Source organism: Ruegeria arenilitoris (assembly GCF_013035315.1).
Lineage (GTDB): Bacteria > Pseudomonadota > Alphaproteobacteria > Rhodobacterales > Rhodobacteraceae > Ruegeria > Ruegeria arenilitoris_D.
On record NZ_WQHP01000004.1, the window covers coordinates 34,353 to 56,172 of the forward strand.

The following is a 21,820-nucleotide window of genomic DNA, read 5'->3' on the forward strand; positions in this document are numbered from 1 at the left end:
CCTTCAGCTGTCCTGACGCATGCGCCAGAGTTGAAAAATGTTCACGCCCGCATAAACGAACCCCGCCAAGGCGGCGAAATCAAACAGCAGCGCATAGCGCCCCGGCAACCCCAGCGCGGGACCGATGAACAGGGTCATCGCAAGCCAAAACAGCATAGTCAAAGCGATGACCACCCCGATATGTCGACCCTTGCGGGCGATGGCTTGCTCTTTGTCTTTGTCCATCTCACCTAGGTGCCCCCAGGGGACACCATCCATTCTAGTCTTCGTATGTGCCGTCTTCCTTGGCACGCTTTGCAAAATCCGTTTCTTCGCCTTTCGCCAGTTGGGCCGCTTGGGCAATCCAACCGTCCCGCTCGATCCGGCCTTTGAACTTAAGGCGGGTGTCAACCCAGGCCACCTGTTCCGGCGTCCATGCGGCGATCTGGTCGAAGTGGAAGAAACCAAGCTCGTTCAGCGTCTGCTCCAGCTTGGGGCCAACCCCTTTGAGCATCTTGAGGTCATCCGCCTTTCCACCCCGCGCTGCGGTCAAGGTTTCGGGCTGATCCTCTTGAATTTCGGCCTTTTTTGCCTCTTCCGCCTGCTTGGCGGCAGGCTTGGCGGGCGACGGGGCCTTGGGTGGCTTGGGCGCAGCCTTGGTTGCCGCGGCCTTGCCATCCTTACCCAACCATGGCGTCAGAATCGGAACCTCAGTCCCGTCGATGCGCTTAACCGTGTCCCCAAGGTGGTCGGCCAATTCGACACTGGCGTTATACCGCGGTTTTCCCGCCTCATAGTCCTTGAGGCTGGTCAAACCGTTCAACGGTTCTGCCGCGTAGCGCCCGTTTTGCGGGCCGGGGGTCGGCACTTTGCCTGCCACAATATCGTCGATGATTTTGCCAAAGCTCTCGGCGTTCAGATCTTCGTAGTAATCCTTGCCGATCTGCGCCATCGGAGCATTGGTACAAGAGCCGAGGCATTCCACCTCTTCCCAGCTCAGCTTACCGTCGGCAGACAGTTCATGCGCCTTGGCGGCAATCTTTTCCTTGCAAACCGCAATCAGATCCTCAGCCCCGCAGATCATGCAGGAGGTCGTACCGCACACCTGAATATGCGCAACAGACCCAACCGGTTGCAGTTGGAACATGAAGTAGAACGACGCGACCTCAAGCACGCGGATATAGGCCATCCCCAGCATGTCGGCGACGGATTCAATCGCCGGACGGGTCAGCCAGCCCTCTTGCTCTTGTGCGCGCCACAGCAGAGGGATCACCGCGCTGGCCTGACGACCCTCGGGGTATTTGGTAATCTGCGCTTCGGCCCATTGCTGGTTGGCAGCGGTGAAGGCAAAGCTTTCGGGTTGTTCGGGGTGCAGACGGCGCAGCATTAGCAGGCATCTCCGATCACAATAATATAGGGGTCTTCCTGTTGCGCTCGGCCCTGATCAACAAGACGGGCAATCAGGTCAGGCGTTTCTGCCCGTGTAAATCCCGCAGGGCGTAGTTTGATGTCGGCCTCCTCCGGGCCCATACGGCACCCGTTAATACGTACGAAGTCATAGAGCGCATCCGCTCTGCCTGCAGCATCATCCGCCGCAAGTCCGTGTGCACCGCAGAGCGCAGGTACGATTTCGAAGGTCGGACCGTCCAGCCCGGCCAATCCCTGTTCGGCCCAAGAGTTGATCACCGCACTGACATCCTCGGGACGCAGATCACGTGCAGAGAAGGCAGGCTCTGCCTGTGATACGTCCAGCCGAAAGCCATTTTCGCGCATAACCTCAAGCACTTTTGCTGTCGGGTGCGACGATGCTGCGTGCAGCGGGGCAGCGGCGACCAAGGCCAGGATCAGGGCAAAGCCTCTCACCGGTCGATCTCCCCAAACACGACGTCCATGGTGCCGATAATGGCAGCTACATCAGCGAGTTGGTGGCCTTTCGCCACATGGTCCATCGCTTGCAGGTGCAGGAAGCCCGGCGCGCGCAGTTTAGCCCTGTAAGGCTTGTTGGTGCCATCGGCGACCAGATAGACGCCGAACTCACCCTTGGGGGCCTCGACGGCGGCATAGACCTCGCCCGCGGGCACGTGGAAGCCTTCGGTATATAGCTTGAAGTGATGGATCAGACTTTCCATCGAGGTCTTCATGTCGGACCGTTTCGGCGGAGTGATCTTGCCTCGGGCAAGAACGTCTCCGGGGCATTCACGAATTTTGGCGATGGCCTGACGGATGATGTGCAGCGACTGGCGCATCTCTTCCATCCGCACCAGATAGCGGTCATAGCAGTCGCCGTTTTTGCCGACGGGGATCTGGAACTCGAACTCGTCATAGCATTCATAGGGCTGCGCGCGGCGAAGATCCCAGGCTAGACCAGAGCCACGGACCATCACGCCCGAAAAACCGTATTTCTGGATGTCATCCTCGGTCACGACGCCAATGTCGGCGTTACGCTGTTTAAAGATGCGGTTTTCGGTCAGAAGACCGTCAATGTCATCGAGGACCGCGGGGAACTCGTGGCTCCATGCCTCGATATCGTCCAGCAGCTCCGGCGGCAGGTCCTGATGAACACCTCCGGGGCGGAAATAGGCGGCGTGAAGGCGGGCACCACAGGCACGCTCGTAGAACACCATCAGCTTTTCACGCTCTTCAAAACCCCAGAGCGGCGGAGTCAGCGCGCCGACGTCCATCGCCTGCGTCGTGACGTTCAGCAGATGGTTCAGGATGCGCCCGATCTCGGAATACAGAACCCGGATCAGCGAGCCCCGGCGCGGCACCTCGACACCGGTCAGCTTTTCGATGGCCAGACACCAGGCATGTTCCTGATTCATCGGCGCCACGTAATCCAGACGGTCGAAATACGGCAGGTTCTGCAGATAGGTCCGGCTTTCCATCAGCTTTTCGGTGCCACGGTGCAGCAGGCCGATATGCGGGTCGCAGCGTTCGACAATCTCGCCGTCCAGCTCAAGCACAAGACGCAGAACCCCGTGCGCCGCAGGGTGTTGCGGGCCGAAGTTAATGTTGAAGTTGCGGATCTTCTGTTCTCCGCTCAGCGCGTCCGTGCTGCCGTCATCGTATCTTGAGCCGTCCATCAACGCCCCCGTTTCTTTTTCGCTTCGGCCCGAACACGAACCTTTTCAGCCTCAGCCGCCTTGGCTGCGGCCCCTGCAAGCAAGACGCCCAAAGCGCCCAAAATGATCAGCTCACCCATCATGTCAGCGCCGCTCCATCTCTTGCAGCTTCATCGCCATCATCCACAGCAGGACAATAACCACCGGCGAGATGATGCAGGCAAACGCCCAGTTCTTGTTGATCCCGAAATGCGGCAGCAGCTTGATCATCGGAACCACCGTCGCCACCACCAAAACTATCCAGATCAGGAACTCAAACATGATTAGGTCTCCTGTTTCTCATCCCCGGGCAGAATGTAGTTGGCACCTTCCCACGGGGACATGAAATCGAACTGACGGTATTCCTGAACCAGCGAGACCGGTTCATAGACCACGCGCTTTTGCGCCTCGTCATACCGAACTTCGGTGTAACCAGTGGTCGGGAAGTCCTTGCGCAGCGGATAGCCGCGAAAACCGTAGTCGGTCAGAATACGCCGCAGGTCGGGATGACCCGAAAACAGGATGCCGAACATGTCGAACACCTCACGCTCGAACCAATTGGCCGAGGGGTGAACGTCGACGATCGAGGGCACCATGTCCTCTTCCCGGATCGAGACCCGCAGGCGGATGCGCTGGTTCTGATACATCGACAGGAAGTGGTAGACGACGTCGAAACGCTTGGCCCGTTCGGGGTAGTCCACACCGGTAATATCGACCAGGGTCGAGAATTTGCAGTTCTGGTCGGATTTCAGGAACTCCACGAACTCTACGATGTTCGAAGGAGCTACATCCACATTCAGCTCGCCGTGCGTGACGTCCCACGACAGCACGCAATCCGCCCGCTTCAGTTCCAGCTGTGCGCCGAGTTCTTTGAGTGCTTCGCTCATCAGCTCTCTCCTCAGCGTACAATCGTGCCGGTGCGGCGGATTTTGCGTTGCAACTGCATCAGACCGTATAGCAGCGCCTCAGCGGTCGGAGGGCAGCCGGGGACGTAGATGTCCACCGGAACGATACGGTCGCAACCGCGCACGACAGAGTAAGAATAGTGGTAGTAGCCCCCGCCATTCGCGCAGGAGCCCATCGAGATTACATAGCGCGGCTCGGGCATCTGGTCGTAAACCTTGCGTAGCGCCGGAGCCATCTTGTTCGTCAGCGTCCCAGCGACGATCATCACGTCCGACTGACGGGGGGACGCACGCGGTGCAATCCCAAAGCGTTCCGCATCATAACGCGGCATCGAGGTGTGCATCATCTCGACCGCGCAACAGGCCAAACCGAATGTCATCCAGTGCAACGAGCCGGTGCGGGCCCAGTTGATAATGTCCTCGGTCGAGGTCAACAGGAAGCCTTTGTCCTGCAATTCCGCGTTCAGGGCCTGGGTGGCGACTTCTTTGTCGACGCCGGCGGTGTTTGCACCCGTCATCACTCCCATTCCAGCGCCCCTTTCTTCCACTCATAGGCAAAGCCGATGGTCAGAACGCCAAGGAACACCATCATGGACCAGAACCCTACGTCGCTGATGTCCTTGAAGCCGACGGCCCACGGGAACAGGAAGGCGATCTCAAGATCGAAGATGATGAACAGGATCGACACCAGATAGAACCGGACGTCGAATTTCATCCGCGCATCGTCAAAAGCGTTGAAACCACATTCATAAGCGCTGACTTTTTCGGGGTCGGGGTTGCGAACGGCCAGTACAACGGCCGCCAGAATCAAAACGATTCCAAGGCCCACAGCTACGGCCAGAAACACCAGAATCGGGAGGTACTCCCGCAATAGGTCTTCCACGTACAGCTCCTTTCCTGCGCATACCCCAAAAGGGAGCGCCGTCAATTGGCGTGTTGACTGGACATTCTGTATCCGCGCGGGGTCAGAGGGTCAACCGAACACAAACGCGCAGGGGACTAATAATCGTCTTGACGCGGCCCCCGCATGCCCAGCCTCAACTGCTGTGCAGGTAGCGCCTAAACCTTACTAATCCATGCAGGTTTTCGTTTTTCGAAGAACGCGCCGATTCCCTCTCTGGCCTCGTCGGTTTCCCACCTGTCGACCAGTTGACCAATCGTGCGATCGATCACGGCATCGTCAATGCGTGGACCCAACTGCCGTACCAGTTGTTTTGCGGACGCCACAGCACCCGGAGCGCAGACAAGATATGGGGAAACTTCGGCCTCAATCGCATCCTCAAGCGCGTCGGCAGGCACCGTTTTGGCCAACAAGCCCAGCTCCACCGCCTCGCCCGCATCGAACAGTCTGGCAGACATGAACACCCGCCGCGCCCGGGCCTCGCCCATACGCGCGATGACATAAGGACCGATCGTCGCGGGGATCAAACCCAGCTTGGTTTCCGTTAGGCCCATTTTGACCGTATCTGCGCCAATTGCCACATCACAAACCGAGGCCAACCCGACGCCGCCACCGAACGCATTGCCTTGCACCACACCGATCAGAGGTTTGCTCTGCGTGTTCAGCGCTTGAAGCATCTCGGCCAGCTTGCGCGCTTCGACAAAACGCGTCTCGGGATCGGCGGCCATCTGCGCCTGCATCCACGCCAGATCTCCGCCAGCGCAAAAGCTTTTGCCGGCACCGGTCAGAACGACAACGCGCACTGTTTCGTCACCGCCCAGCTGAGCTGCTGCCTGGGTCAGTTCGGTGATCATTTGCGCCGACATGGCGTTGTGCTTGTCCGGGCGGTTCAGGGTCAGAGTAGCAACGCCACGGTCATCCGTGACCAGCGAAAGTGTTTCAAACATAACTGCTCCTTACTCGGACCGCATGGCGCGCGCCATTTGCGCGGCCTCCTCGATGATACCCAGACCGATTCCGGTCTGATATCCAAGCCGTTCCAGATGGGCGACAACCGCTTCGGTCGCTACGTTTCCAGCCGCTCCCGGAGCATAAGGACAACCACCCAAGCCCCCCACGGCACTGTCGAATACCCGAACGCCCAGCGCCAGCGCGGCGTCAATATTGTCTATGGCCCGCCCATTGGTGTCGTGAAAATGCCCCGCCAGCCGGGTCATCGGAACACGCTCGCGCACCGCCAGAAGCATATGAGCAATAGTGTCGGGCGTCCCCTGCCCGATCGTATCGCCCAGCGACACCTCATAGCACCCCAGCGAGAACAGACGGTCTGCGACCTCGGCCACCTTTTCGGGCGGGGTTGGCCCGTCAAAGGGGCAATCGGTCACGCATGAGACGTACCCGCGGACCGGCAGGTCAATGTGACGCGCGGCCTCGAGGATCGGAGTGAAACGTTCGATCGACTCCTCAATGGTCGCGTTGATGTTGGCTTTCGAGAACCCCTCGGACGCTGATGCAAATACCGCGATTTCATCCGCCTTTGCAGCCAGAGCGTCCTCGTATCCTCGCATATTGGGCGTCAGCGCTGCATATCTGACCCCATCCGCGCGCGTGATCCCGGCCAGCACATCCGCGCTGCCCGCCATTTGCGGCACCCATTTGGGTGACACAAAGCTGGCCACTTCGATGCGGTTGAACCCCGCGCGGCTTAGGCAATCGACCAGCGCAACCTTTTCGGCCACAGGGATCTCACGTTTTTCGTTCTGTAACCCGTCGCGCGGACCCACTTCGAAGATTTCGACCCGATCACCCATGACTGCGCCCTTCTCTAATTGCCGCGTTCCCTTCGACTGTGCCACGTTGCGCGGAAACTGGACAGATCATTCCTCTTTCAGCCGAACCAGAGCGGCCCCCGCCTCGACCTGCGTACCGTCTTCGGCCAGAACCTCGGCCACGACACCATCACGGGCCGCCAGCAGTGAATGCTCCATCTTCATCGCCTCAAGGATCGCCAGCCGGTCGCCTTCCTGCACCGCCTGACCGACCTGTGCAAAGACGGCTTTGACGAGTCCGGGCATCGGGGCTTCGATGACGTTGGTATCCCCTGCTGCACTCGTATCTCGATCCAGCGGGTCAACAATTTCGAAGACTTGCCCATAGTTGTCGAAGACCGTTACCTGTGCGCCAGCAATCGCGACACACGGCATCGGCGTACCGTCGATCAGCCATCCACCCACACCACGCTCAGCCCGCAGAGTGTCTTCGCCTACCTGCCAGACCTGGTGGTTTGGACCTTCGACCTGAACATCAAGATCAACGACGTCACCCGCCTGCAACTGAACTGCGCGATGCAGCGGTGCCCAAAGCGAGAACCCAGTTTCTTCAGCGGTATCGACCAGACCCAAAGCTGTCATAGCAGCGGCCACAAGGGTTCTTGCCGGGACGGACGCGACCTGAATCAGCGCATCCAAGTCGCGGCCAATGAGGCCGGTATCGACGTCGCCTGCCGCAAAACCGGAATGGCGCGTCAGTGCCCCCAGGAAACTCAGGTTTGTGACCGTTCCCGCGACCTCGGTCTCTTGCAGCGCGCGATGAAGCTGTTCCAAGGCAACCGCTCGCGTCGGGCCATGCACAATCACCTTGGCGATCATCGGATCGTACCAAGGGCTGATCGTATCGCCCGCACTCACGCCGCTGTCGGCACGACAGATCGTGGGGAACTGCAGATGCGTCAGTGTACCGGTCGCAGGCAAAAACCCCTTCGGCACATCCTCGGCATAGAGGCGTGCTTCAAACGCATGCCCGGTGATCGTCAGGTCATCCTGCTTCTTCGGCAGGCTTTCCCCTGCCGCCACGCGCAGCTGCCATTCGACCAAATCGACGCCCGTGATCGCCTCAGACACCGGATGTTCAACTTGAAGGCGCGTGTTCATCTCCATGAACCAGAACCGATCCGGGCGCAGACCGTCCGAGGCGTCAACGATGAATTCAACCGTCCCTGCCCCTTTGTAGCCAATCGCCTCAGCCGCGCGCACGCCGGCCTGCCCCATCGCTTCGCGCATCTCAGATGTCATACCAGGGGCCGGAGCCTCTTCGATCACTTTCTGGTGGCGGCGCTGCAGTGAACAATCCCGTTCAAACAGATGCACCGCATGGGTGCCGTCACCGAAGACCTGCACCTCAATGTGGCGCGGCTTGGCGACGAATTTTTCGACCAGAACCGCGTCATTGCCAAAGGCGGTGCGCGCCTCGCCCCGCGCGCTGTCCAGAGCGGCCGCGAAATCCTCAGGGCGGTCGACAAGACGCATGCCTTTGCCACCGCCACCGGCAACGGCTTTGATCAGAACCGGGTATCCGATGGCGTCAGCCGCGCCCGCCAGATGCTCGAGGTCCTGATTGTCGCCGTGATAGCCGGGTACAACTGGGACACCCGCCTGTTCCATCAGAACCTTGGCGGCGTCTTTGAGGCCCATCTTTCGGATCGCGTCAGCAGAGGGGCCTATGAATGTCAGACCCGCAGCCTCCACCGCGTCCACGAAATCCGGGTTCTCGGACAAAAAGCCATATCCCGGATGGATCGCCTGTGCGCCGGTGTCCAGTGCTGCCTGAATGATTACATCGCCCTTCAGATAGCTCTCGGCAGGGGCTGCACCGCCGATATGGACCGCCTCATCCGCCATCTGAACATGCTTGGCGGAAGCATCCGCATCAGAATAGACCGCTACGCAAGCCACGCCCATCTTCTGAGCCGTTTCCATAACCCGGCAGGCAATCTCACCCCGGTTGGCAATCAGGATTTTGTTGAACATCTCTTACACCTCAATCGCCAGATCTTCGATAAGGCGGAACCGTTCACACAACAGTTCCATCTCTGGGTCGAAACCACCATTTCGCTCAAAGTATCGGCGATGGTCTTCGCGCCATCCTTCTAGCGTGTCGTTTTCACCCTCGGCCAACGCAAAATCCTTTGTCATATCGCAGAAACGACAGATCGAAACATCGACGGTCTCGATCACCAGAGCCGGGCGATCATCCCAGTCCAACGCTATATCTCGCCGACCAACGACAGGAGTTTCAGGGCTACCGCTTGGATAGTCGCGCAAAGCTCCACAGGTTGCCGTTTTCCGGCCCGCGCGAACCAGCGCCAGCAAATCAGCGCTTAGCTTTGCGCTATCGCCGAATTTGAAGGTTTGTGCCCCAGGGTAGCGGTCCAGTAAATCCTTCAGGCCCATTGTCATCACATCCTGAACACGCCGAAACGTGTCTCTTCAATAGGGGCATTCAGAGCGGCGCTTAGCGACAAGGCCAGAACATCGCGGCTTTTGCGCGGGTCGATGATGCCATCGTCCCACAGCCGGGCAGAGGCGTAGAGCGGATGTGATTGTTCCTCGAACATATCCAGCGTCGGGCGTTTGAATTCGGCCTCTTCCTCAGCCGACCACGAGCCGCCCTGCCGCTCGATCCCGTCGCGTTTGACCGTGGCCAGAACGCCTGCGGCCTGCTCGCCACCCATCACCGAAATCCGTGAATTTGGCCAGGTCCACAGGAACCGGGGCTGATAGGCGCGCCCAGCCATGCCGTAATTCCCGGCCCCAAACGAACCGCCCACCAGCATCGTGATCTTGGGCACCGACGTCGTGGCCACCGCCGTCACCATCTTGGCCCCATGCCGTGCGATGCCTTCGTTTTCGTATTTCCGACCGACCATAAAGCCGGTGATGTTTTGCAGGAAAACCAGCGGGATGCGACGCTGCGAGCACAGCTCGACGAAATGCGCACCCTTCTGCGCGGCTTCCGAGAACAGAACGCCGTTATTGGCAATGATCCCGACCGGGCAGCCTTTGACATGGGCGAACCCGGTCACCAACGTCTCACCGAAACGCGGCTTGAACTCATCGAACCGAGAGCCATCGACCAGACGCCCAATCACCTCACGGATGTCATAAGGCGTGCGCAAATCGGCGGGAACAACGCCCAAGATTTCCTCAGGATCATAGGCCGGGTCTTCGGGGCTGGCCCAATCCACCGTCTGCGGCTTGTGCAAGTTCAGTGACCCAACCGCCCGACGGGCCAAGGCAAGCGCATGGGCATCATCCTCGGCCAGATAATCTGCCACACCGGACAGGCGCGTGTGTACGTCGCCGCCGCCCAGATCCTCGGCGCTGACGACCTCTCCGGTCGCGGCCTTGACCAGGGGCGGTCCGGCGAGAAAGATCGTACCCTGTTCTTTCACGATGATCGTCACGTCCGACATCGCCGGAACATAAGCCCCGCCCGCAGTACACGAGCCCATCACGACCGCAATCTGAGGGATGCCCTTCGCGCTCATCCGCGCTTGGTTGTAGAAGATGCGGCCAAAGTGGTCGCGGTCCGGGAAGACCTCATCCTGATTGGGCAGGTTCGCGCCGCCGCTATCGACCAGATAAATACAGGGCAGATGGTTTTCCTCGGCAATCTCCTGCGCGCGCAGGTGCTTTTTGACCGACATCGGGTAATAGGTGCCGCCCTTCACGGTGGCGTCATTACACACCACCATGACCTCGCGGCCCTGCACCCGGCCAATGCCCGCGATTACCCCAGCGCACGGCGCGGCGTCGCCATGCATCCCATGCGCCGCCGTCGCGCCGATTTCCAGGAACGGAGACCCCGCGTCCAGCAGGTTCGCCACGCGGCGACGCGGAAGCATTTTGCCGCGAGATTCATGCCGGGCACGGGATTTCTCACCCCCGCCCATGCGTGCTGCTTCGGCAGCTGAGGAGATTTGCGCCAGCGCGTCGAGATGGGCGGTTCGATTGGCCTTGAAACCCTCGGAGGTGGGCATGGCTTTGGATGTGAGTTTCATAAGACCTCCTGAGGCACCGCAACTGCAAGGAACTTACTTCCAAGCTTATTCGCGGACTGTTCGAAAAAAAGCAAAAGACGCAATGCGCGTGGGTCATTCAGAATTATCATTCGGCGACCTCAATGCGGAAGAGTCTACCGGTCATCCCGACCGCTGGAAGAACAAAAAAGACGATGGTTAAAAGGTACCCCATAAGGTTTGGCTCAAAACCTCTTCGTGCTTCGTGAAAATAGCTGGTCGTACCGATCTTTGAAAACACAGCGAAACCAAAACCTGCGCTGATCAGAAACACCAGCATTTTTTGTGCAACTATCAGTCTAGTGTGTGCCCCTCGCTCAATACGCAAGGAAGACCCACAAGACGGGCAATTTCGCCATAAATTCTTGGCGGGCCGATTGAACCTGCTAAGCGATCTGAACATCTCTTTTTGAGAAATTGCTGAATCGCAAACGGGGCAATTGACTGTGCAAGGAAAGCAAATGGCCCGCCAGATCAAGTTGTTCAGACGATCAGGAAGAGTATCATGAGCCACGTTGGTGTTCTCCCGCCGCCCGCGCCTTCAATTCCTTGCGGATCACCTTGCCCGTCACCGTCATCGGCAATTCTTCCAGAAACGCCACCTCGCGCGGATACGAATAATGCGCCAGACGCTCCTTGACCCAATCCTGCAACTCTCGTTCCTCAGTCTCGGCCCCCGGCTTCAACACCACATAGGCCTTCACGATCTCGGTCCGTAGCGGGTCGGGTTTGCCGACCACGCCCACCGTCGCCACCGCCGGATGGGTCAGCAGGCAATCTTCGATCTCGGCGGGGCCGATGCGGTAGCCTGCCGACGTGATCACATCGTCATCGCGGCCGACGAAACGCAGGTATTCACCTTCCCACACGCCGCGGTCGCCTGTGATCAGCCAATCGCCCCGGAACTTCTCTGCCGTCGCTTCGGGCCGGTTCCAGTATTCCAGCAGCATCGAGGCTGAACCGCGCCGAATAGCAACATCGCCCTCTTCACTGGTCAGATTGCCCTCTTCGTCGATCACCGCAACCTCATGCCCCGGCACCGGCTTCCCGATGCAGCCTGGCTGCACGGGGAAATCCTCGGCACAAGAGGACACCACCATGTTGCACTCGGTCTGTCCGTAGAATTCGTTGACCGTAAGGCCAAAGGCCTGCTGCCCCCAAGCCAACATCTCGGCCCCCAACGGCTCACCACCTGACGCGACCGAGCGCAGGCCGGGGATCGCCTGATCCGACGCCTTAAGCATGCGCAGCGCGGTTGGTGGGAAGAACACGTTCTTTACTCCGCCGCGCGCAACAACGTCAGCGCAGGCCTCGGGGGTGAACTTGTCCAGCCGGGCTGCGACGACCGGAATGCCCAGCGCCAGTCCGGGCATCAGCACGTCGAACAGCCCGCCAATCCAGGCCCAATCCGCCGGAGTCCAGAGGCAGTCACCCTCGCGCAAGTTGTTATGACTGATGGACACGCCCGGCAAATGCCCTGTCAAAACACGATGGCCGTGCAGCGCACCCTTCGGGCTGCCCGTCGTACCAGAGGTATAGATCAGCACCGCAGGGTCTTCGGGGCCGGTATCGGCAAATGGCACATCCTCGCCGCTCTCGCCGATCTGGTCGACGATCAACGGTTCCGCCAAATCCCCCAGCAGCGCAGCGCCGTCCAGATCCGTCAGCACAACCTGAGCACCGGCATCACCAATCCGGGACAGCAAGGCATCCTGCTTGAAAAGTTTGAACAACGGAACTGATATTGCACCAATTTTCCAGATCGCCAGATGCGCCGCTGCGCACCACGGCGACTGGCTGAGAAGCACGCTCACGCGATCCCCAGGTTGCACCCGCTTCAACAAGGCGCGCGCGATCCCGTCGCTCATGTCGGCAAGCTGCGCGTAGGTGACCCGTTGCATCTCGGCCCCGGTCAGGTCGATCAGCGCGACCTGTTCAGGCGGTTGCGACAAACACTGGCGTGCCATGTTCAGACGATCAGGGATGTCCCAGCCGCCCGCTGCACGCAAACCCAGTATGCGCCTAGCTTCTAGCACAAGCCAAATCCCTTATTTTTCTGCGTGTTACGCAGGGTGCCACGAGCGCCCCCGTCACAAAAACTTGATGCAGATCAGAGTGTCGATCTGCAACGACTGGCAAGTCAGCCTTATCAACTGAATCAAAGGCAAGATCATGACCAATAAACTCGCCGCTTTGACACTTTCGACCGCGCTGGTGGCGCTTGCCGCCCCTGCCTTCGCCCAATCGCAGGGCGACTGGACTGTCGGTGTTGGTGTCGGTTACCTGAATCCCAAATCCGACAACGGTACGCTGGCCGGGCTGAATGCCGACATTGACTCGGACACACGCCCGATCTTCACCGCCGAGTACTTCATCCGCGACAATCTGGGTATCGAGCTGCTGGCCGCAACGCCGTTCAAGCACACCGTAACCCTGGGCGGAAGCACCGAAGCTGGCACCGTCAAGCACCTGCCGCCCACCCTGTCGCTGAATTATCACTTCCCGACCAACAGCGCTTGGAAGCCTTATGTCGGCGCAGGTCTGAACTACACATTCTTCTTCGACGAACAATCTGCGTTGGGCGACCTGAAAGTCGACGATTCCTTCGGCGTCTCGCTGCAGGCCGGTCTGGACTACATGGTGTCGGATAACGGCGCGGTTCGCCTGAACGTGCGCTGGTTCGATATCGACTCGGACGTCAAACTGAATGGAACCAACATCGGCAAAGCCGAGATCGACCCCATCCTTGTTGGCGTTTCCTACGTCCATAAGTTCTGATCCTTTAATGAAGAACGCCTCGCAGTAACCTCGTCTGCGGGGCGTTTTTTGCCTTAGAGCATTTCGGCCATCAGCTCGCGGCCGATCAGCATCCGGCGGATTTCGCTGGTGCCCGCACCAATCTCCATCAATTTTGCATCTCGGAAGATACGGCTGACCGCTGAATCTGCCAGGAACCCGGCCCCGCCCATAGCTTGAACGGCCTGATGGGCCTGCGTCATGGCCTGCTCGGATGCATAGAGACAGCACGCCGCCGCATCCTGACGGGTCACATCCCCGCGGTCACAGGCTTTGGCGACCTCGTAGACATACGCTCGCGCCGAGTTCATCGCCGTGTACATATCGGCGATCTTACCCTGCATCAGCTGGAAGCTGCCAATGGGTTTGCCGAACTGCTTGCGCTCGGCCAGATAGGGCATGATCTCATCCAGACAGGCGGCCATGATGCCAGTCCCGATCCCGGCCAGCACCACACGCTCATAGTCCAACCCTGACATCAGGACAGCGACACCTTTGCCCTCTTCGCCCAAAACGTTTTCAAAGGGCACCTCGACATCTTCAAAGATCAGCTCGGCGGTGTTCGATCCGCGCATCCCCAGCTTGTCGAAATGGGGCGACGTGGAAAATCCCTGCATCTCTTTCTCGATCAGAAAGGCGGTGATCCCCTTAGACCCGGCCTCTGGGTCGGTCTTGGCATACACGACCAGCGTATCGGCGTCTGGCCCGTTGGTGATCCAGTATTTGTTGCCGCTCAGGCGGTAATGATCATTGCGCTTTTCCGCGCGTAGTTTCATCGACACCACGTCGGACCCGGCCGAGGCTTCGGACATGGCCAGCGCGCCAACATGCTCACCCGAGATCAGGCCGGGCAGGTATTTTGCTTTTTGCTCATCTGATCCGTTCAACTTGATCTGATTTACGCAAAGGTTCGAATGCGCGCCGTAGGACAACGAAACCGAAGCCGACGCCCGCGCCACCTCTTCGACCGCAACAGTATGTGCAAGGTAAGACATCCCGGCCCCGCCGTACTCCTCAGGCACGGTGATCCCGAGCATGCCCAGGTCGCCCATTTCTTTCCAAAGTTCGTTCGGAAATGCGTTCGAGGAATCAATCTCACCCGCTATGGGCTTAACCCGCTCTTGCGCCCAACGGTGTACCATTTCGCGCAAGGCGTTCACGTCCTCACCCAGATCAAATTGCATGGTCGCCGCGAACATATGCGATCTCCTCTCTCGCATTAATGAACAGTTGTTCAATAAATAGCAGCGATTCTGAATCGGGTCAACGACAGCATGCCAAAAACAAACCGCCGTCCTCTTCAGGGCGGCGGCTTCAAACAATCAAGCGTGCGCTGACAGCGCACTCAATTGGATCAAGACTGATAGACGGAACCAACCTCGGCGCGGATGATCCGGGCGATCAGCCTGCAATCCTCCAACGAAAACGTCAGCGGGACGCGCATATCCACGATCCCAGCCAGAATTCGATCACTTTTGGGCAGCGGGCTACTGTCAGCATAGCGCCAGCTGTCATAGCGCGAGGTGAACCCGTTGGGTTCAGCCCCACCGAACCATTTCAACTCGACACCGCGCGCGGCGCATCGCTTGATCACTTCGTTGATCCGATCGGCGGACCAGTCCAACAAAAGGAATTGGATCGACGATCCGACAAAAGTCTCATCCTCTGGCCGTTCTACGATGGTCAGACCCGGCGTATCGCGCAGACCTTTTTCGATCTCAAAATAGCGCTCATTCCAGCGCTCCACCTGTCGGTCGAGATCGCGCAATTGCGGGCGCAGGATCGCAGCGCGCAGATTGTCCATCCGGCCCGAGACATTTGGGGTGTGATACTTGATCCGCTCGAAGACCTCGGGCGCCGGCGCGGCAAGGTGACGTTCATACAGCATGTACGACCCGGACAGCATCGTCGCCTTGGCCGCCAATTCTTCGTCATCGGTGATCAGCAGTCCGCCCTCACCCGAGTTGACGTGCTTGTAGGTCTGGCAGGAATAGCACCCGATCGCGCCCTGACGACCCGAAAGTTGCCCACGCCATGCGGCCCCCATCGTGTGGGCGCAATCCTCAATTACCGTGACGCCTGCGGCGTCGCACATCTGCATCAACCGATCCATGTTGCACAGATGACCACGCATATGGCTCAGCATCAGAACGCGCGCCTGATCTAGCTTGGCCTCCAGATCGTCCAGATCAATCGTAAGCCCTTCGGTCACGCCCACGAAAACGGGGCGCGCGTTGACCGAGGCAATTGAGCCCGGAACCGGTGCCAGAGTGAAAGCGTTGGTCAGAACCGGATCGCCCGGCTTGACACCGACAGCACGCAAGGCCGTGGCCAGCGCGTAGCCACCCGACGATACGGCCAGACAGTATTTGGCTCCCGTCTGGGCGGCAAATTCCTGTTCCAGCAAGGCAGTTTCGCCCAACTCGCCAGGAACGACGTTGTATCTGTGCAGACGCCCGTGGCGCAGTACGGCCAAGGCGGCCTCGACCGCCTCTTCGGGGATAGGTTCCTGCTGGGTGAAGCTGCCAGTGAATGTCTCGGTCATACGGGTGTTTTGGTCCTGCAAAGGCCTCGGGTCAAGGGACTAGGCTGCCACACCGATCAACTGAGCGACCACATCCGGCAGATCGTCAAAGTGATGCAGCAGCGCTTCGGGTTCCAACGCGGCCATATCCTCGCCCGAGGGTCCGAACGTCACCAGAACCGAAGGCACGCCCGCGGCACGCGCTGTATTCCGGTCAGTATCTGAGTCGCCAATCAACACACAGAGGTCTGGATGCCCCCCCGCCCGGCGCGCCGCCTCTCGCAAAGGCTCGGGATCAGGCTTGCGAACCGGCAGCGTGTCCGCCCCCACCAGCGAGGCGAACTGATCGCGCACCCCAAGCTGGGTCAGCAACTGTTGCGCCAGGGCTTCGGGTTTGTTGGTACAGATACCAACGCCATAGCCAGCAGATCTCAAATCTTCTACCGCGTCCAACGCACCGGGATAGAAATGCGTATGGGTATCGATGTCCTTTGCATAAGCCTCTAGCAACATTGGGTAGTAGGTCTGAACGGTTGCATCGTCGTAGGCCCCGACCCGCTTCAACCCGTGGGTCAGCATCATCCGGCCACCGCGCAGGGCAACGCCTGCATCCTCAGTATGCACCAGAACATCCCCGTGTCCCATATGCCGAAAACAGTGGTTGGCAGCCGCCAGCAGATCGCCCGACGTATCGGCCAGGGTTCCGTCCAGATCGAAGATGACTGTGCGCATATTGCCTCCTGATTCGGCGGGTCTTCGCCGCAAGTGTTGCAAACGGCAATCTTGTTTGATGCCTGTACCGCTTGCGCGTTTGAGCTCAGCGGATAAAACGGGCCGCAACAAAACACAAAGAGAAATCGTTTTTATGAGCACCGCCCTTGTTATCCTTGCCGCCGGAAAAGGCACCAGGATGAATTCGGATACGCCAAAAGTATTACACCCGATTGCCCAGACCCCAATGCTGGTCCACGCAATGCGCGCAGGTGCCGTTCTGTCGCCCGAGCGGACGGTCATCGTCACCGGCCACGGATCGGAAGCCGTCGCTAAAGTCGCCACCACCGAAGACGAAACCGCACAGATCGTGGTCCAGGAAGAGCAGCTGGGAACTGCACACGCCGTCGCACAGGCCCGCGAGGCGCTGGCAGGGTTCGATGGGGACGTCATTGTGCTTTACGGCGATACGCCCTTTATCGACCCCAGAACGCTCGAGCGCATGATCGAGGCGCGCGCTTCTTTCGATCTGGTCATGCTGGGATTTGATATTGCCGAAGTTCAACCACGCTATGGCCGGTTGATCATGGAGGGCGACAAACTGGTCGAGATCGTCGAATACAAGGACGCAACCGAAGAACAGCGCGCCATTCGCTTTACCAACAGCGGGCTGCTTGCCTGCGACGCGAAACAGTTGTTCGAACTGATTGATGAGGTCAGCAACGACAATGCCTCGGGCGAGTACTACCTGACCGAGATTGTTGCGCTGGCCAATGCGCGCGGGCTGTCCGCAACTGCCATCAAATGCGACGAAGCCGAGACTCTGGGCGTGGATTCTCGCGCAGATCTGGCAGCGGCTGACGCCGAATTCCAGACCCGCGCCCGCAACGAACTGCTGGCGCTGGGTGTGACGTTGATGGCCCCCGAAACGGTTTACTTGTCTGCCGATACAATCATCGGGCGCGACACGGTTATTGAGCCCAATGTCGTCTTCGGCCCCGGCGTCACCGTCGAAAGCGGCGCAACGATCCGCGCGTTTTCTCATCTGGAAGGTTGCCATGTCAGCCGCGGTGCAATTGTCGGTCCGTATGCCCGCCTGCGTCCGGGCACAGAACTGGCCGAGAACACGCGCATCGGCAACTTCGTCGAGGTGAAGAACGCCGAAATCGCCGAAGGCGCCAAGGTCAACCACCTCAGCTATATCGGTGATGCCTCGGTCGGCGCGACGACCAACATCGGCGCGGGAACGATCACCTGCAACTATGATGGCGTCATGAAGCACAAGACGACCATCGGCGAAAACGTCTTTATCGGGTCGAACACCATGCTGGTGGCCCCCGTGACCGTGGGTGACGGTGCAATGACGGCAACCGGAACCGTGGTCACGCGCGACGTCGAACCCGACGCTCTGGCCGTAGGACGAACCAAACAGGACAACAAGCCCGGTTACGCGCGAAAATTGTTTGAAATGTTGAAGGCGAAAAAGGCTCGCCGCAATAAAGGGGCCTGATCCATGTGTGGTATTGTAGGGGTACTGGGCGAGCACGAAGCCGCGCCCACTTTGGTCGAGGCGCTTAAGCGTTTGGAATACCGGGGCTATGACAGCGCCGGGATCGCCACCGTGAATAGCGGTGCGCTGGGGCGTCGCCGGGCCGTGGGCAAACTGGTCAACCTGAGTGACTTGCTGGTGCATGACCCCCTGCCGGGAAAATCCGGCATTGGCCACACACGTTGGGCCACACATGGCGCACCATCGGTGAACAACGCGCATCCGCATCAGGCCGGCCCTGTGGCCGTCGTGCATAACGGTATCGTGGAAAACTATCGCGAGTTGCGTGCCGAACTAGCCGAAAACGGCATCAACTTTGTCACGGAAACCGACACCGAAACCGTGGCCTTGTTGACGGAGCACTACCTGAAAACAGGTCTGTCCCCGGTTGAGGCCGCGTTCAAAACCATTGACCGCTTGGTCGGTGCGTTTGCGCTGGCGTTTCTGTTCGACGGCCAGGACGATCTGATCGTGGCTGCGCGCAAGGGCTCTCCGTTGGCCATCGGTCACGGGGACGGTGAGATGTATGTGGGCTCGGACGCGATCGCGTTGGCACCGTTGACGAACCGCATCACCTACCTTGAAGAAGGTGACCGCGCTGTTCTGACCCGCACCTCGCTTGAGATCCGCACCGAGTCCGGTGAGTTGGCAAACCGCGAAATACGGCAGATTCAACTGGACCACTCTCAGACTGAGAAGAACGGTCACAAGCACTATATGGCCAAAGAAATCGCCGAGCAGCCTGTAGTGATTGCCGACGCAATTCGGTCTTACCTGCCCAGTGGCGGCGATCAGGTCGTTTTGCCCGAAGAAGGGCTGGATTTTACCAAGCTGGACCGCTTGACCATGGTGGCCTGCGGCACTGCCTTCTACGCCTGTTTGACCGCGAAATACTGGTTCGAGCAACTGGCACAAATGCCGGTTGAGGTCGATATCGCCAGTGAGTTCCGATACCGCGAACCTCCGATTCCGGGGCGCACGCTGGCCTTGTTTGTCAGCCAGTCGGGCGAAACAGCCGACACTCTGGCCGCGCTGCGGTATTGCGAGGGCAAGGCGGAAAAGATCGTGTCGGTCGTGAACGTCCCCGAAAGCTCGATCGCACGTGAAAGCGACATTGTCCTGCCCATTCATGCGGGTGTCGAAATCGGTGTGGCGTCAACCAAGGCTTTCACCTGCCAGCTCAGCGTTTTGCTGATGCTTGCACTCAAGGCTGCCGCGGACCGTGGCACGCTGACCGATGAGGAACTGGCTGATCACTATGCCGCGCTGCGCGGGTTGCCGACTGTTCTGAACACCGCGCTTGAACAAGGCCCGGCCATCAAGGGCGCAGCACAGCGTTTGTCCGAGGCCCGCGACGTCCTGTTCCTGGGCCGGGGCCTGATGTACCCGCTGGCGATGGAAGGTGCACTGAAGCTCAAGGAAATCAGCTATATCCACGCCGAAGGTTATGCATCGGGCGAGCTAAAGCACGGCCCCATCGCCCTAATCGACAAGCATATGCCTGTTGTGGTCATGGCCCCGCGTGATGCGGTGTTCGACAAGACGGTTTCTAACATGCAGGAAGTGATGGCGCGCAAGGGCAAGGTCATTCTGGTGTCGGACGCCGACGGGATCGCAGAGGCCGAAGACGGGGTCTGGAGCATCATCCGAATGCCTCGTGTGCACACCAGCATTGCACCTATCCTTTACTCGGTGCCCGCGCAACTCTTGGCCTATCATACGGCGGTGGCAAAGGGCACGGATGTGGACCAGCCGCGCAACCTGGCAAAATCCGTCACGGTGGAGTGAAGCATGGCCAAGCAATTCCCGGAAATCGACGATGCCCAACGGAAATTCATCGAAGAGCAGCACGTGTTCTTCGTTGGAACGGCCGCACCTGACGGACGGGTCAATATCTCGCCCAAGGGCATGGACTCGCTACGTGTTCTGGGGCCGACCCGGATTGCCTGGATGAACCTGACCGGCAGCGGCAATGAAACCGCCGGTCACCTGCTTGAAACTGACCGCATGACGCTGATGTGGTGTTCGTTTACGACACGGCCCCTGATCCTGCGCAGCTATGGCACTGCGCGCACGCTGCATCTGGGTGATGAGGGCTGGGATGAGCTGGCCGAGCTTTTCCCGGATCACCGAAGCGCCCGGCAAATCTATGACCTGAACGTCGATCTGGTTCAGACCTCATGCGGATATGCGGTGCCCTTCATGGAATACCGCTCGGACCGCGATACGATGCAGAAATGGGTCGATGGAAAGACCGACGACCAGATCAAGTCCTACTGGGTCGAGAAGAACCAGCAGACCATTGACGGTAAACCCACCGGCACCGCAAGTTGAAACCTAACATGCTTGCGCCCTATCTAGATCAGATCAAAGCTCACGCAGACCCGGATCGCGGGAAACAGATGGCCGCCTATCACAAGGTCGACAGGCCTTATCTCGGGGTGGCCAATCCTGTCCTGAATGATCTGACCAGAGCGTGGCGGCAAGAGCTGGACGTTCCCGCGCGCGTGGAACTGGCGGGCGCCTTTTGGCAGACCGACATTCACGAGGGCCGCGTTGCCGCCGCCAAACTGCTCACTCAGGCCCGTATCCGCCTTGACGATGCCGTATGGGACATACTGCAAAGCTGGTTGCCGGATTTCGATGCTTGGGCCATAGCGGATCACGCCTGTATGGCGATGCAAAAGCGCCTTTCCGCAGATCCGATCCGTCTGGATCAAGTCGAGATCTGGACCTCATCTGACCATATGTGGACCCGCCGCGCTGCACTGGTGGCCACCCTGCCCTGGACAAAACAGAACCACCCCAAATCGGACGACCTGCTACGGCGCGACCGTATCTTGGGCTGGGCAGCCAGCTATGTACCGGATCGCGACTGGTTCATCCAAAAGTCAATTGCGTGGTGGTTGCGCGAGTTATCCAAACACGACCCTGATCGCGTGGTCGCATTTCTCAATGCCCATGGCCCAGGCATGAAGCCTTTCGCGCGAAAAGAGGCCGGCAAGTATCTGAAGGGTCAGTTGGAATAGACTTCCAGCTCGACCAGTTCGTCAAATGGCAGCAACAATGCCCGCATGGCATCCAGGGATAACCGGCTGCCGCCACTGGCCGGGCCGGACGCTGGCACCAACGTGATATAGGCCTGCGCGCCGGTTCGGGGTACGACAACGCGGCCTGTGAACTCGGTCTCAACCAATGGTGTTTCCAGCCATCGCCCCGGCGTCGTCGGATCGCCTAGGCTGGCGATGGTCGTCTTTGGACCAACCCAGCCGGCGGCCGCCGTTGCCGCCACAGGTTGCGGTTCGACCACGGTTTCTTCGACAACAGCGGGCGCACCGTCTTCGGCAGGCGTATCGCCACCAAACACGCGATCCGTAGTCGATCGCACTGTTTCACAGCCCGCCAACACAGCACACAAAGCCAAAAGCGAATATCTCATACCCCAAACCTATCGCTCTCGGTGCAAGTGCACCAGCGCAAAGCACAGTTCGCCCTTG

General features: G+C 59.3%; 25 protein-coding genes. 6 read left to right on the forward strand and 19 right to left on the reverse strand.

Annotation, left to right across the window (positions count from 1 at the left end):
- Positions 1-3 precede the first annotated feature (3 nt).
- From GOV53_RS09930 to GOV53_RS09990, 14 genes are all read right to left on the reverse strand, one after another.
- Positions 4-225 (reverse strand): DUF5337 domain-containing protein, encoded by a 222-nt coding sequence (locus GOV53_RS09930; RefSeq protein WP_170466881.1) that lies wholly within the window; start codon positions 223-225, stop codon positions 4-6.
- Between the two features lie 34 nt (positions 226-259).
- The gene (gene nuoE / locus GOV53_RS09935) at positions 260-1,366 is read right to left on the reverse strand and encodes an NADH-quinone oxidoreductase subunit NuoE (protein WP_170466059.1); all 1,107 of its coding nucleotides are present in this window, start codon (positions 1,364-1,366) and stop codon (positions 260-262) included.
- Positions 1,366-1,842, reverse strand: a complete 477-nt coding sequence (locus GOV53_RS09940) for a hypothetical protein (RefSeq protein ID WP_170466062.1) — start codon at positions 1,840-1,842, stop codon at positions 1,366-1,368. The genes nuoE and GOV53_RS09940 overlap by 1 nt, the downstream gene beginning before the upstream one ends.
- A complete protein-coding gene (locus GOV53_RS09945; RefSeq protein ID WP_170381681.1) occupies positions 1,839-3,062 on the reverse strand; it encodes an NADH-quinone oxidoreductase subunit D in 1,224 nt (407 codons plus the stop codon). Before GOV53_RS09945 ends, GOV53_RS09940 begins: the two co-directional genes overlap by 4 nt.
- Positions 3,062-3,184 (reverse strand): hypothetical protein, encoded by a 123-nt coding sequence (locus tag GOV53_RS21445; protein WP_257599041.1) that lies wholly within the window; start codon positions 3,182-3,184, stop codon positions 3,062-3,064. Before GOV53_RS21445 ends, GOV53_RS09945 begins: the two co-directional genes overlap by 1 nt.
- Position 3,185: 1 nt before the next feature.
- Positions 3,186-3,362, reverse strand: a complete 177-nt coding sequence (locus GOV53_RS09950; protein WP_170422563.1) for a hypothetical protein — start codon at positions 3,360-3,362, stop codon at positions 3,186-3,188.
- A gap of 2 nt (positions 3,363-3,364) precedes the next feature.
- Positions 3,365-3,967, reverse strand: coding sequence for an NADH-quinone oxidoreductase subunit C (locus GOV53_RS09955; protein ID WP_170466064.1), 603 nt, complete (start codon positions 3,965-3,967; stop codon positions 3,365-3,367).
- An 11-nt stretch (positions 3,968-3,978) separates the two neighbouring features.
- The gene (locus GOV53_RS09960) at positions 3,979-4,512 is read right to left on the reverse strand and encodes a NuoB/complex I 20 kDa subunit family protein (RefSeq protein ID WP_037307875.1); all 534 of its coding nucleotides are present in this window, start codon (positions 4,510-4,512) and stop codon (positions 3,979-3,981) included.
- Positions 4,503-4,868 carry an NADH-quinone oxidoreductase subunit A gene (locus GOV53_RS09965; protein ID WP_050602775.1) on the reverse strand — a complete coding sequence of 122 codons (366 nt, stop codon included), beginning with the start codon at positions 4,866-4,868 and terminating at the stop codon, positions 4,503-4,505. Before GOV53_RS09965 ends, GOV53_RS09960 begins: the two co-directional genes overlap by 10 nt.
- 176 nt (positions 4,869-5,044) lie before the next feature.
- Positions 5,045-5,833: a crotonase/enoyl-CoA hydratase family protein gene (locus GOV53_RS09970; RefSeq protein ID WP_170466067.1), complete on the reverse strand. Its 789-nt coding sequence runs from the start codon at positions 5,831-5,833 to the stop codon at positions 5,045-5,047.
- A 9-nt stretch (positions 5,834-5,842) separates the two neighbouring features.
- On the reverse strand, positions 5,843-6,697 hold the full coding sequence (locus GOV53_RS09975; RefSeq protein WP_170422569.1) for a hydroxymethylglutaryl-CoA lyase: 855 nt from the start codon (positions 6,695-6,697) through the stop codon (positions 5,843-5,845).
- Between the two features lie 66 nt (positions 6,698-6,763).
- A complete protein-coding gene (locus GOV53_RS09980) occupies positions 6,764-8,692 on the reverse strand; it encodes an acetyl/propionyl/methylcrotonyl-CoA carboxylase subunit alpha (protein WP_170466069.1) in 1,929 nt (642 codons plus the stop codon).
- A gap of 3 nt (positions 8,693-8,695) precedes the next feature.
- Positions 8,696-9,121 (reverse strand): ASCH domain-containing protein, encoded by a 426-nt coding sequence (locus GOV53_RS09985; RefSeq protein ID WP_170466074.1) that lies wholly within the window; start codon positions 9,119-9,121, stop codon positions 8,696-8,698.
- Positions 9,121-10,725 (reverse strand): carboxyl transferase domain-containing protein, encoded by a 1,605-nt coding sequence (locus GOV53_RS09990; RefSeq protein ID WP_170466077.1) that lies wholly within the window; start codon positions 10,723-10,725, stop codon positions 9,121-9,123. Before GOV53_RS09990 ends, GOV53_RS09985 begins: the two co-directional genes overlap by 1 nt.
- Here GOV53_RS09990 and GOV53_RS09995 point away from each other — a divergent pair.
- Positions 10,703-10,906: a hypothetical protein gene (locus GOV53_RS09995; protein ID WP_170466080.1), complete on the forward strand. Its 204-nt coding sequence runs from the start codon at positions 10,703-10,705 to the stop codon at positions 10,904-10,906. The genes GOV53_RS09990 and GOV53_RS09995 overlap by 23 nt on opposite strands.
- A 340-nt stretch (positions 10,907-11,246) precedes the next feature.
- Here the strand turns inward: GOV53_RS09995 and GOV53_RS10000 are convergent, their stop codons facing one another.
- A complete protein-coding gene (locus GOV53_RS10000) occupies positions 11,247-12,779 on the reverse strand; it encodes an AMP-binding protein (RefSeq protein ID WP_170466083.1) in 1,533 nt (510 codons plus the stop codon).
- Between the two features lie 136 nt (positions 12,780-12,915).
- Between GOV53_RS10000 and GOV53_RS10005 the strand changes: the two genes are divergently transcribed.
- Positions 12,916-13,521: an OmpW/AlkL family protein gene (locus GOV53_RS10005; RefSeq protein ID WP_170422581.1), complete on the forward strand. Its 606-nt coding sequence runs from the start codon at positions 12,916-12,918 to the stop codon at positions 13,519-13,521.
- 53 nt (positions 13,522-13,574) lie between these two features.
- Here the strand turns inward: GOV53_RS10005 and GOV53_RS10010 are convergent, their stop codons facing one another.
- From GOV53_RS10010 to GOV53_RS10020, 3 genes are all read right to left on the reverse strand, one after another.
- Positions 13,575-14,738 (reverse strand): isovaleryl-CoA dehydrogenase, encoded by a 1,164-nt coding sequence (locus GOV53_RS10010; protein WP_170466087.1) that lies wholly within the window; start codon positions 14,736-14,738, stop codon positions 13,575-13,577.
- A gap of 155 nt (positions 14,739-14,893) precedes the next feature.
- On the reverse strand, positions 14,894-16,084 hold the full coding sequence (locus GOV53_RS10015) for a DegT/DnrJ/EryC1/StrS family aminotransferase (protein WP_170466090.1): 1,191 nt from the start codon (positions 16,082-16,084) through the stop codon (positions 14,894-14,896).
- A 39-nt stretch (positions 16,085-16,123) separates the two neighbouring features.
- Positions 16,124-16,795, reverse strand: coding sequence for an HAD-IA family hydrolase (locus GOV53_RS10020; protein ID WP_170466093.1), 672 nt, complete (start codon positions 16,793-16,795; stop codon positions 16,124-16,126).
- Between the two features lie 133 nt (positions 16,796-16,928).
- Here GOV53_RS10020 and glmU point away from each other — a divergent pair, with 133 nt between their 5' ends.
- Genes glmU through GOV53_RS10040 form a run of 4 tightly spaced genes read left to right on the forward strand, consistent with a single transcriptional unit; the run spans position 16,929 to position 21,352 of the window.
- On the forward strand, positions 16,929-18,284 hold the full coding sequence (gene glmU / locus GOV53_RS10025) for a bifunctional UDP-N-acetylglucosamine diphosphorylase/glucosamine-1-phosphate N-acetyltransferase GlmU (protein WP_170466096.1): 1,356 nt from the start codon (positions 16,929-16,931) through the stop codon (positions 18,282-18,284).
- Between the two features lie 3 nt (positions 18,285-18,287).
- Entirely contained in the window at positions 18,288-20,111 is a 1,824-nt protein-coding gene (gene glmS / locus GOV53_RS10030; protein WP_170466100.1) for a glutamine--fructose-6-phosphate transaminase (isomerizing), read from the forward strand.
- A 3-nt stretch (positions 20,112-20,114) separates the two neighbouring features.
- On the forward strand, positions 20,115-20,657 hold the full coding sequence (locus GOV53_RS10035; RefSeq protein WP_170466103.1) for a pyridoxamine 5'-phosphate oxidase family protein: 543 nt from the start codon (positions 20,115-20,117) through the stop codon (positions 20,655-20,657).
- 8 nt (positions 20,658-20,665) lie between these two features.
- Entirely contained in the window at positions 20,666-21,352 is a 687-nt protein-coding gene (locus GOV53_RS10040) for a DNA alkylation repair protein (RefSeq protein WP_170466106.1), read from the forward strand.
- Here the strand turns inward: GOV53_RS10040 and GOV53_RS10045 are convergent.
- Positions 21,340-21,762 (reverse strand): hypothetical protein, encoded by a 423-nt coding sequence (locus tag GOV53_RS10045; protein WP_170466109.1) that lies wholly within the window; start codon positions 21,760-21,762, stop codon positions 21,340-21,342. The two genes, GOV53_RS10040 and GOV53_RS10045, sit on opposite strands and share 13 nt — an antisense overlap.
- Positions 21,763-21,820 lie beyond the last annotated feature (58 nt).

What these genes read in the sequence shown, in the direction of transcription:
- GOV53_RS09960 (WP_037307875.1), bottom strand. Translation starts at nt 4,512, where the DNA reads ATGGGAGTGATGACGGGTGCAAACACCGCCGGCGTCGACAAAGAAGTC.
- GOV53_RS10040 (WP_170466106.1), top strand. Translation starts at nt 20,666, where the DNA reads ATGCTTGCGCCCTATCTAGATCAGATCAAAGCTCACGCAGACCCGGAT.
- nuoE (WP_170466059.1), bottom strand. Translation starts at nt 1,366, where the DNA reads ATGCTGCGCCGTCTGCACCCCGAACAACCCGAAAGCTTTGCCTTCACC.
- GOV53_RS09990 (WP_170466077.1), bottom strand. Translation starts at nt 10,725, where the DNA reads ATGAAACTCACATCCAAAGCCATGCCCACCTCCGAGGGTTTCAAGGCC.
- GOV53_RS10010 (WP_170466087.1), bottom strand. Translation starts at nt 14,738, where the DNA reads ATGTTCGCGGCGACCATGCAATTTGATCTGGGTGAGGACGTGAACGCC.
- GOV53_RS09975 (WP_170422569.1), bottom strand. Translation starts at nt 6,697, where the DNA reads ATGGGTGATCGGGTCGAAATCTTCGAAGTGGGTCCGCGCGACGGGTTA.
- GOV53_RS21445 (WP_257599041.1), bottom strand. Translation starts at nt 3,184, where the DNA reads ATGATGGGTGAGCTGATCATTTTGGGCGCTTTGGGCGTCTTGCTTGCA.
- GOV53_RS09950 (WP_170422563.1), bottom strand. Translation starts at nt 3,362, where the DNA reads ATGTTTGAGTTCCTGATCTGGATAGTTTTGGTGGTGGCGACGGTGGTT.
- glmU (WP_170466096.1), top strand. Translation starts at nt 16,929, where the DNA reads ATGAGCACCGCCCTTGTTATCCTTGCCGCCGGAAAAGGCACCAGGATG.
- GOV53_RS10005 (WP_170422581.1), top strand. Translation starts at nt 12,916, where the DNA reads ATGACCAATAAACTCGCCGCTTTGACACTTTCGACCGCGCTGGTGGCG.
- GOV53_RS09970 (WP_170466067.1), bottom strand. Translation starts at nt 5,833, where the DNA reads ATGTTTGAAACACTTTCGCTGGTCACGGATGACCGTGGCGTTGCTACT.
- GOV53_RS09995 (WP_170466080.1), top strand. Translation starts at nt 10,703, where the DNA reads ATGGCTTTGGATGTGAGTTTCATAAGACCTCCTGAGGCACCGCAACTG.
- GOV53_RS09930 (WP_170466881.1), bottom strand. Translation starts at nt 225, where the DNA reads ATGGACAAAGACAAAGAGCAAGCCATCGCCCGCAAGGGTCGACATATC.
- GOV53_RS10045 (WP_170466109.1), bottom strand. Translation starts at nt 21,762, where the DNA reads ATGAGATATTCGCTTTTGGCTTTGTGTGCTGTGTTGGCGGGCTGTGAA.
- GOV53_RS09980 (WP_170466069.1), bottom strand. Translation starts at nt 8,692, where the DNA reads ATGTTCAACAAAATCCTGATTGCCAACCGGGGTGAGATTGCCTGCCGG.
- GOV53_RS10035 (WP_170466103.1), top strand. Translation starts at nt 20,115, where the DNA reads ATGGCCAAGCAATTCCCGGAAATCGACGATGCCCAACGGAAATTCATC.
- GOV53_RS10015 (WP_170466090.1), bottom strand. Translation starts at nt 16,084, where the DNA reads ATGACCGAGACATTCACTGGCAGCTTCACCCAGCAGGAACCTATCCCC.
- GOV53_RS09985 (WP_170466074.1), bottom strand. Translation starts at nt 9,121, where the DNA reads ATGACAATGGGCCTGAAGGATTTACTGGACCGCTACCCTGGGGCACAA.
- GOV53_RS09955 (WP_170466064.1), bottom strand. Translation starts at nt 3,967, where the DNA reads ATGAGCGAAGCACTCAAAGAACTCGGCGCACAGCTGGAACTGAAGCGG.
- glmS (WP_170466100.1), top strand. Translation starts at nt 18,288, where the DNA reads ATGTGTGGTATTGTAGGGGTACTGGGCGAGCACGAAGCCGCGCCCACT.
- GOV53_RS09945 (WP_170381681.1), bottom strand. Translation starts at nt 3,062, where the DNA reads ATGGACGGCTCAAGATACGATGACGGCAGCACGGACGCGCTGAGCGGA.
- GOV53_RS10020 (WP_170466093.1), bottom strand. Translation starts at nt 16,795, where the DNA reads ATGCGCACAGTCATCTTCGATCTGGACGGAACCCTGGCCGATACGTCG.